At 60.4% G+C, this 7,546-nt stretch carries 3 protein-coding genes; 1 reads left to right on the top strand and 2 read right to left on the bottom strand.

What is annotated here, in order from left to right; translation table 11 throughout:
- The coding region (locus ACP7CJ_RS13000; RefSeq protein ID WP_426244285.1) for a beta strand repeat-containing protein at positions 1-3,554 on the bottom strand (3,554 nt) is incomplete at its 3' end.
- Positions 3,451-5,844: a retention module-containing protein gene (locus tag ACP7CJ_RS12995; RefSeq protein ID WP_426244283.1), complete on the bottom strand. Its 2,394-nt coding sequence runs from the start codon at positions 5,842-5,844 to the stop codon at positions 3,451-3,453. The genes ACP7CJ_RS13000 and ACP7CJ_RS12995, both read right to left, overlap by 104 nt.
- Positions 5,845-6,191: 347 nt before the next feature.
- Between ACP7CJ_RS12995 and ACP7CJ_RS12990 the strand changes: the two genes are divergently transcribed.
- Positions 6,192-7,544, top strand: coding sequence for a TolC family outer membrane protein (locus tag ACP7CJ_RS12990; protein WP_276195853.1), 1,353 nt, complete (start codon positions 6,192-6,194; stop codon positions 7,542-7,544).
- Positions 7,545-7,546: the final 2 nt, after the last annotated feature.

The raw sequence follows: 7,546 nt of genomic DNA, 5'->3' as shown, positions 1-7,546 counted from the left end.
GCCGAGGTCAGCGGGCTGCTGCCGTCAGCGTTGCCGCCGTCGGTCGCGGTGTAGGTGAAGTCCGCAGTGCCGTGGAAGTCCGCGTTTGGTTTGAAGTAAACCGTGGCTTCGCCGTTGACTGCGTCAATCGAGCCGGTCACCGGTTTGGTCATCGCCGCGTCGGTGTAGAAGGTGCCGTTGGTAGGCGTGCCGACGGTGAACGATTTCACGTCCGTCGGGCTGTCTACGTCGGTGGCGGACAGTTTGACCGCGATGCCTACGCTTGGGTCTTCAGCACCGGTCGCGCTAGTGGCTTCAGCCACCGGCGCGTCGTTGACCGGGGTCACGGTGATGGTGCCGTTGGCTGGCGCCGACGTCAGCGGGCCGCCGTCGGTGGCGGTGTAAGTGAAGTCCGCAGTGCCGTGGAAGTCCGCGTTTGGCTTGAAGTAAACGGTCGCTTCGCCGTTGACCGCGTCAATGGAACCGGTCACCGGTTTGGTCATCGCCGCGTCGGTGTAGAAGGTGCCGTTGGTAGGCGTGCCGACGGTGAACGATTTCACGTCCGTCGGGCTGTCTACGTCGGTGGCGGACAGTTTGACCGCGATCCCTACGCTTGGGTCTTCAGCACCGGTCGCGCTAGTGGCTTCAGCCACCGGCGCGTCGTTGACCGCAGTCACGGTGATGGTGCCGTTGGCGGGAGCCGAGGTCAGCGGGCTGCTGCCGTCAGCGTTGCCGCCGTCGGTAGCGGTGTAGGTGAAGTCCGCGGTGCCGTGGAAGTCCGCGTTTGGTTTGAAGTAAACCGTGGCTTCGCCGTTGACTGCGTCAATGGAACCGGTCACCGGTTTGGTCATCGCCGCGTCGGTGTAGAAGGTGCCGTTGGTTGGCGTGCCGACGGTGAACGATTTCACGTTCTCCACGCCATCGATATCAGTAGCCGAAAGCTTAACTTCGATGCCTTGAACCGGGTCTTCGGAACCGGTCGCGGTAGTGGCCATGGCTTCCGGTGCATCATTCACTGCAATCACATTGATCGGCAGGGTGATCGATTCGGATTTCGGATCAGCGGTGCCGTCCTGCGCAGTCGCAGTGACAGTCAGGTTCACCAGGCCGTTGGCGTTTTCCGCCGGGTTGAAGACCAGGGTGGCCTTGTTCCAGTCGCTGATGTCGACGCTTTGATTGCCAGCCGTCGCTGTGAAGGTGTGACCCGGCGTGCCATCGGTGATGGTCGCGTTGACCGGGACACCACTGATTTCCAGCTTGAGCGTCTCGGAGCCATCCTTGTCGGTGGCGTATGCGTCGATGGTCGACAGCTTGATCGCATGGTCTTCCAGGCCGGTGTTCAGCACCTGGGTGACGCTGATGTTGTCCAGCACGCCGCCCACCGAGTTGTTTGTATCGCCAGCCGGGGCTTTGAATTCGAGCTTGGCATCGCCGTCAGCAGTGACCGGCACGACGAAGGTGTAAGTCTTCATGCCAACGGTGGTGGTGTCCAGGGTGCCGACTTTGACGCCGCCCCAGAATACGTCGATCACCGAATTGTCCTCGGCACCCGCACGTGGCGAGTAGTCGACCGAGATGGTGTAAGCCGTGCCGGCTTCCGCCTTGATGATGGTGTACAGGCTGGAGTCGTCGCCGGCGTTTTTCTCAAGCTCGATGACCTGGCTGTTGCCTGGGGTCTCTACGCCGTAGATGCTGCTTTGGCCGATTTCGACTTGGCCGTCGGCATTACCCGTGAGCCACGGAGTGCTCGGGGTGCCATTGACGGCCGGGTTGTTAGCATTACCTACCGCGACGTCGCCCCACGAACCATTGAGATTGGCGCCGTCGAAGTTGATCGAGGTCACCACGCCGCCGCCAAGCAGGCCCAGGTGCGGGGTGTCGGTAACCGGCGCGATCGTGATGTCGGCGGTGGTTACGGTACTCGATTTACCGCCGTTGTCGACCGCAGTGAAGGTCAGCTCGGTTTTGCCGCTCCAGTCGCCGGTCGGGGCGAAGTAAACCGCTGCCTTGCCGTCGGCACCCGCTGGCACCGAGTCGCCGACCTTGAGTTCAGTTTGCAGCGTGGCGTCGCTGTACAGCTTGCCGTTCTCCGGCAAGGTGGTAATGACGAAGTTGGAGACGGTACCGTCCACATCCTTGCCGTCCAGAACGATCTTGGCCGTATGGTCTTCATCGGCGGTGGTGTTGTCGGCCGATGCAATCGGCGCGTCGTTGAACAGGTCGATAGTGACCTTGCCGGTGGCGCTGCCGGTTTCCGGTGGTTCGCGATCCAGGTTGCCGCCGCCGACGTCAGTCACAGCGATGGTGACGGTACGATCGGTGCCGACAGGATTGTCGCCCGGGCTCTGGAAGGTGATGGCTTCAACCACCTTGACGAAGTCGGCGGCGCTGCTGCCGGTCGCCGAGTCGCTGGTGAGGGTGTAGACGATTTTCCCGTCAGCGGCGCTGCCGCTCTGGGTGATGGTAATGCCGGCAACGGCCAGGGCCTTGAGCACGTCGGTATTGCTGAGCACATCCCCCGAAGCCAGGTGGTCGACGGTGACCACGACTTTGCTGAAGGTGGTGTTGTCGACGTCTTTGATGGTCAGGTTTTCGACCAGCGCGACCGCGTCTTTTTGCTCAGTGAACGTGGTGCTGTCGAACTTGACCTCAGGCGGATCGTTCACCGGAACCACGTTCACCACGGAGGTCACGGGGGCCGAATCCAACTGACCGTCGTTGACGGTGATGGTCAGGGTGCGATTGGCCGGGTCCGGGTTCTCGCTTTCGCTGGCGAAGTGTACCGAACGCAGGACTTCCTGGTATTCAGCCGTGGTGGCCTCACCAGACAGGGTCAGGATGCCAGTGGCTTTGTCGTAGCTGACTGCAATTTTGGTGTTGCTGACATCTGCGATCAGCACATCGTCTGCCAGGTGGTTGACGAGTGTGACTTTGGCGCTTTGCAGGGTGCTGTTGTCGACGTCGCTGACGGTCAAGGTCGCCGCCACGTAGCCGCCAGGCTTGCCTTCAATATAGGTGTCGCCGAATGCGTTGGTCGAAGCGTTGCCCAGCACAGGAGCGTCATTAACCGCAGTCACCGTGATGGTGCCGTTGGCGGGAGCCGACGTCAGCGGGCTGCCGTTGTCAGTAATACCGCCGTCGGTGGCGGTGTAAGTGAAGTTCGCGGTGCCGTTGAAGTCCGCGTTTGGCTTGAAGTAAACGGTAGCTTCGCCGTCGACTGCGTCAATAGCGCCGGTCACCGGTTTGGTCATCGCCGCGTCGGTGTAGAAGGTGCCGTTGGTTGGCGTGCCAAGGGTGAAAGACTTCACGTCCGCCAGGCCATCTACGTCGGTGGCGCTCAGCTTGACCGCGATGCCTACGCTTGGGTCTTCAGCACCGGTCGCGGTAGTGACTTCAGCCACCGGCGCGTCGTTGACCGCAGTCACGGTGATGGTGCCGTTGGCGGGAGCCGACGTCAGCGGGCTGCCGTTGTCAGTAATACCGCCGTCGGTGGCGGTGTAAGTGAAGTTCGCGGTGCCGTTGAAGTCCGCGTTTGGCTTGAAGTAAACGGTGGGCTTCGCCGTCGACTGCGTCAATAGCGCCGGTCACCGGTTTGGTCATCGCCGCGTCGGTGTAGAAGGTGCCGTTGGTTGGCGTGCCGACGGTGAAAGATTTCACGTCCGCCAGGCCATCTACGTCGGTGGCGCTCAGCTTGACCGCGATGCCTACGCTTGGGTCTTCAGCACCGGTCGCGGTAGTGACTTCAGCCACCGGCGCATCGTTGACCGCAGTCACGGTGATGGTGCCGTTGGCGGGAGCCGACGTCAGCGGGCTGCCGTTGTCAGTAATACCGCCGTCGGTGGCGGTGTAAGTGAAGTTCGCGGTGCCGTTGAAGTCCGCGTTTGGCTTGAAGTAAACGGTGGCTTCGCCGTCGACTGCGTCAATAGCGCCGGTCACCGGTTTGGTCATCGCCGCGTCGGTGTAGAAGGTGCCGTTGGTTGGCGTGCCGACGGTGAAAGATTTCACGTCCGCCAGGCCATCTACGTCGGTGGCGCTCAGCTTGACCGCGATCCCTACGCTTGGGTCTTCAGCACCGGTCGCGGTAGTGACTTCAGCCACCGGCGCGTCGTTGACCGCAGTCACGGTGATGGTGCCGTTAGCCGGAGCAGAAGTCAGCGGATTGCTGCCGTCAGCATTACCGCTGTCGGTCGCGGTGTAGGTGAAGTCCGCGGTGCCGTTGAAGTTCGCATTTGGCTTGAAGTACACCGTGGCTTCGCCATTGGTGGCATCAATAGCGCCCGTCACCGGCTTGGTCATGGCCGCGTCGGTGTAGAACGTGCCGTTAGTCGGCGTGCCGACGGTGAACGATTTCACGTTGGCCAGGCCATCCACATCGGTCGCACTCAGTTTGACCGCAATGCCCTGGGCCGAATCTTCAGCCCCGCCAGCTTCAACGACCGCGGCCACCGGCGCATCGTTAACCGGCGTCACCGTCACGTCCAGCGTGCTGCTCGAACCGGTATTGGTGGTGTAGCCGATCTGCGGCACTTCACCGTTGTAATCCTTGACCGGGGTAAACGTATACGCGCCATCCTTACCGATGGTGATGGAGCCGACACCTTCGATAAAGGCGACTTTGCCTGCGGCATACGTATTGCCGTCGACAGTAAACGTCGCGACGCTCAGCACGTTGTCGATGTCGCTGTCATTGCTCAGCACGTTGCCAGTGGCAGCCTGATCCTCGACAACGGTGTTGGTGTCCGCGACCAGCACGCTCGGATTGTCGACAGCGACCACTGTAGTAGTCGCGGCTTCCGGATTGATCGCCAGGTTTTCGTAGTTACCGCCGCTCGCAGCGGTGATGGTGGCGCTGATGCTCAGGTCTTTGCCGTCGGCCAGGTTCGCCGGCGTATCGACGCTGACGGTGCCCGTGGTTTTACCGGCTTCGATGGTGATGGTGGTGTTGTTGGACAGCGTGATGGTGACGTCGGTTTGCGCGGCGTTGTTCACGGTCGCGGTATAGACGATCTTGCCGCCCTCATCGACTGACGCGTTCGCGCTCAGCGTGACGGTGGTGGTATCGATGGTGTCCTTGATCAGTGTAACCGCCGGCGCCGGGTCCGTCGTAATGACCAGGTTGCCGCCGCCGGACGTGCCGGCGATGGTGGCGGAGATCGACGAGGCATCCAGGTAAGGCGTGTCATTGCCCGCGAACGTGACGTTCAGCGCACCCGAGGTCTGGCCGGCGGGGATCACGACGGACAGACCGTTGGACAAGGTGACGGTCAGGTCACTGGTCGGCGCCTGGGTGATAAACGCGGTATAGACGACGACGCCACCGGCTTCGGTGATGCTCGGCGTGGCGGTCAGGGTAATGGTGACGTCGCGCGCGGCGAGGCTGTTATTGGTAGCGGCGCTGAATTGATTGGCTGCGGCATCGGCTGCATTTAAGCCGGTCGTCGGATAACCGATAGTAGGGTTAACGGTGCCTGCGGTGGTCTCCAGCACGACAAAGCTATGGCCGCCGCCCACGGCGCCGTCCGCACCGGCGGCAGTTGGGCCAGCAGCGGCGGCTTCGAAGTCTTGGGTCGGGTCGGCACCGGCAGCGATGGCTTGCTGCAGTTCGGCAACGGAGGGGGCCGCCTGGGCAGTGGCGGCACTCAGGTCGGTCACCGAGTCAGGCGTGTTCGCGCTCCATTGAGTGTCACGACCCACGTCAAGGGTGCGGCCATCGGCAAGCTCCAGCGACACGGAGCCAGCAGGACCGGTTTCCACCAGTTCCCCTGTGAACAAGCGATCCCCTTCTACCAGCAGGCGACGAATCCCTTCCGGGGATACCGCAAACACTTGACCGACAATACTTTTGACGACCGCAACGCTGCTCATAAAAGACTCTCCGTGTATTACCGTGCAGGGGTATCCATCATGGAGACCGGCCTTTTTCTCTCGTGCCGATTCAATAGCTGGAGTACGTTAATCCCATGTAAAAAAAATTTGGCGTCAATAATTTGTTGTTTCAAGCGGCAAATTACTTTTCCGTCAAGGTATTGACCTATTTGACGCCATCCTAAACAATCCGCCCGGTAATGTCACATTGATATTTAAGCGGCATCGCGACTTTCTGTTTGCACCGTCCAGCTCCAATGACGAGCAGTGATTTCGGTTGCCACTCCAATGCACTATCCAAGTCTGTTGCGGTTTTTCAGGCAACCAATCCCCAGGGAAGAATCACAATGCGTTTGCACTTATTCAAAGCTTTGCCTTTTGCTCTAGCCGCCAGTTTCGTACAGGCTCAAACCCTGCCGGAGGCCATGCAGAAAGCGGTGGAAGTTCACCCGGAGATCCAATCGGGTGTCAATGCACGCATTGCTGCTGACTACCAAGTCGACGCAGCCAAAGGCGGCTACCTGCCTAAAGTCGACTTGCTGGGCGGTTATGGCCGTGAAAGCTCGGACAACACCACTACCCGCGCGGCCAGCAACAGCCACGATTGGAAAACCTTGAACCGCGGCGAGTCGACCATTCGTCTGCAGCAAAACCTGTTCCAAGGTTTTGGCACCCAAAATGAAATCGGCCGCCAACAAGCCACCGCCAATTCCCGTGGCTATGCGCTGCTCAACACGACCGAGCGCACCGCCCTGACGGTCGCCCAGGTTTATCTGGATGTCTTGACCCGTCGCGAGATGGTGCAACTGGCAGAAGAAAACCTGAAAAGCCACGAACGTATTTTTGACCAGATCAAATTGCGCACCAGCCGTGGCGTCGGAAGAATGGCGGACATGGACCAGGCCGAAGCCCGCCTGGCTCAAGCTCGAAACAACCTGATCACCGAACAGACCAACCTGGCCGACGCCAATACCAACTATATGAGCGTGGTCGGCCAAGACCCCGACCAACTCGAAAAGCCACTGGGTATCGTGACCTTGCTGCCGGCCAGCCTGGATGAAGCACGCCGCCAGATGATTGCGGACAACCCGGCATTGCGCTCTGCCGAGTCGGATATCACCGCCGCTGAAAAGCAGTACGAATCCGCCAAGGCGACCTTCTACCCGCGCTTTGATGCCGTGCTGCAACGTTCGGCCAACGACAACATCGCCGGCGACCCAGGCCATGACAACAGCTATTCCGCCATGTTGAACATGCAGTTCAACCTGTTCAACGGCGGCAGCGACAAGGCCAACCTGCAATCCAAGGCCTCCCAGGCCACCCAGGCGCTGGATATCCGCAACAACGCCCTGCGTCAGTTGAACGAAGAACTGGGCCTGGCGTGGAACGCCTACAATAACGCCACCCAGCAAGTACCGATCGCGCAGGAATACGTGGACCGCAGCACGCGAGTACGTACCTCGTATCAACAGCAGTTCAGCCTCGGTGAGCGTACACTGCTCGACTTGCTCGACAGCGAGAATGAACTGTTCACCGCTCAGCAGCGTCTGGCGCAGATCAAAAACCTGCAGCTATATACGCAGTATCGAATCAAGGCCGACATGGGCCAACTGCTGAGAAGTCAGGGCGTGGTAGCGCCGATGGCATCGGTTGTGCAGAACGATATTAAACCGTCGGTAAACCTGCCAGGGATGAACTGATT

Origin of the sequence: Pseudomonas sp. PSPC3-2, assembly GCF_049897085.1 — a bacterium.
Taxonomy (GTDB): domain Bacteria; phylum Pseudomonadota; class Gammaproteobacteria; order Pseudomonadales; family Pseudomonadaceae; genus Aquipseudomonas; species Aquipseudomonas paraveronii.
Note: the sequence above shows the minus strand (reverse complement) of the source record. Positions and strands in the feature narration are given on the sequence as shown.

Bases quoted from the DNA above. Each gene is read 5' to 3' on its own strand.
- ACP7CJ_RS12995 (WP_426244283.1), bottom strand. From the start codon at position 5,844: ATGAGCAGCGTTGCGGTCGTCAAAAGTATTGTCGGTCAAGTGTTTGCG.
- ACP7CJ_RS12990 (WP_276195853.1), top strand. From the start codon at position 6,192: ATGCGTTTGCACTTATTCAAAGCTTTGCCTTTTGCTCTAGCCGCCAGT.